The sequence below is a fragment of the Mesorhizobium sp. M7A.F.Ca.MR.362.00.0.0 genome, from assembly GCF_004023175.1.
GTDB lineage: Bacteria > Pseudomonadota > Alphaproteobacteria > Rhizobiales > Rhizobiaceae > Mesorhizobium.
The window spans coordinates 1-1,856 of sequence record NZ_RZTF01000666.1; the positions used below are offsets into that span (position 1 = coordinate 1).

Here is a 1,856-nt window from a genome sequence, read left to right on the forward strand (position 1 = left end):
CCCTCCCCACAAGGGGGAGGGTAATCACTCCGCCGTGCCTTCCTCATACTCTGCCGACATGGTCAGCCACTTTTCCTCGTGGCCGGCCAGCGTCTGGGCCAGTTGCGAGCGCTCCTTGGCCAGCCGTGTCGCCGTCGAGGGATCCTTCTCGTAGACCGCCGGATTGGCCAGTTCGTCCTCAATGCCGTCGATGCGCTTGCGAATGCGGTCCATCAGCGCTTCGGTGGCGCGGATCTCCTTGGCCAGCGGCTCGAAGGCGGCGCGGCGAGCCGCCGCATCGCGGCGGCGGTCGGCTTTTGACGCCTTGTCGGCCTCGCGCTTGCCGCGGCGGTCGCCGGAGACGCCGGTGACCAGCGTCTTGTAGTCCTCGAGATCGCCGTCATAGGGGTTGACCGCGCCGTCCTTGACCAGCCACAGGCGGTCGGCGGTTGCCTCCAGCAGATGGCGATCATGCGAGATCAGGATCACGGCGCCGGGAAATTCGTTCAGCGCATGGATCAGCGATTCGCGGCTATCGATGTCGAGATGGTTTGTCGGTTCGTCGAGGATGAACAGGTTTGGCCCCTCGAAGGCCGACAGCCCCATCAGCAGCCGCGCCTTCTCGCCGCCCGACAGATCCTTGGCGGCGGTGTTCATCTTCTCGGTCGTGAGGCCGAACTGGGCGACGCGGCCGCGCACCTTCGATTCCGGGGCCTCCGGCATCAGCCGGCGGACATGCTCGTAGGCGTTTTCGTCCGGCCGGAGGTCGTCGAGCTGGTGCTGGGCGAAGATCGCCACCTTCAACCCGGGCGCCACCGTCATGGTGCCACTCTCCTGCTTGAGCCGGCCGGACAGCAATTTGGCGAAGGTCGACTTGCCGTTGCCGTTGGCGCCGAGCAGCGCGATGCGGTCGTCGGCGTCGATGCGCAGCGTCATCTTCTTGAGGATCGGCTGACCCTCGGTGTAGCCGACATTGACGTTGTTCAGCGCCACGATCGGCGAGGCCACCGTCTTCACCGGCTCGGGGAAGGAGAACGGCCGCACCGAATCGTTCACGAGGGCCGCGATCGGTTTCATCTTCTCCAGCGCCTTGATACGCGACTGTGCCTGTCTGGCCTTGGAGGCCTTGGCGCGGAACCGCTCGACGAAGGATTCCATATGCTTGCGCGCGGCCTCCTGCTTGACCCGGCCCTTCTCCTGCAATTCCTTCTGCTCTGTATATTGACGTTCGAACTGGTCGTAGCCGCCGCGCCAGAAGGTCAGCTTCTTCTGGTCGAGGTGGACGATCGAATTGACGGCGCGGTTGAGCAGGTCGCGGTCGTGCGAGATCAAAAGCACGGTGTGCGGATATTTCGACACGTAGTTTTCCAGCCACAGCGTGCCTTCGAGATCGAGATAGTTGGTCGGCTCGTCGAGCAGCAGCAGGTCGGGCTCGGCAAACAGCACCGCGGCAAGCGCCACGCGCATGCGCCAGCCGCCGGAGAAGGACGAGGCCGGACGCCGTTGCGCAGCGTCGTCGAAGCCCAGGCCTGCGAGAATGGTGGCGGCGCGGGATTCGGCTGAGTGCGCGTCGATATCGGCCAGCCGCATATGGATGTCGGCGATGCGGTGCGGATCGGTCGCCGTCTTTTCTTCTTCGAGCAGCGCCGTGCGTTCGAGATCGGCCTTGAGCACGATCTCGATCAGCGCATCCTCGGTGCCCGGCGCTTCCTGCGCCACCTGGCCGATGCGGGTGCTCTTCGGCAGGCTGATCGAGCCTGTCTCGGACGGGAAATCGCCGGTGATGGCCTTGAACAGGGTCGTCTTGCCGGTACCGTTGCGGCCGACAAGGCCGGCCTTGGTGCCGGCCGGCAAGGTCAGCGAGGCATGGTCGAGAA

At 65.1% G+C, this 1,856-nt stretch carries 1 protein-coding gene; it reads right to left on the minus strand.

All coding sequences use genetic code 11. The annotated features are described in order from the left end of the window. Window positions 1-24: 24 nt before the first annotated feature. Window positions 25-1,856: ABC-F family ATP-binding cassette domain-containing protein (locus tag EOC06_RS36590; protein WP_164898979.1), on the minus strand; the 1,832-nt coding region annotated here is incomplete at its 5' end.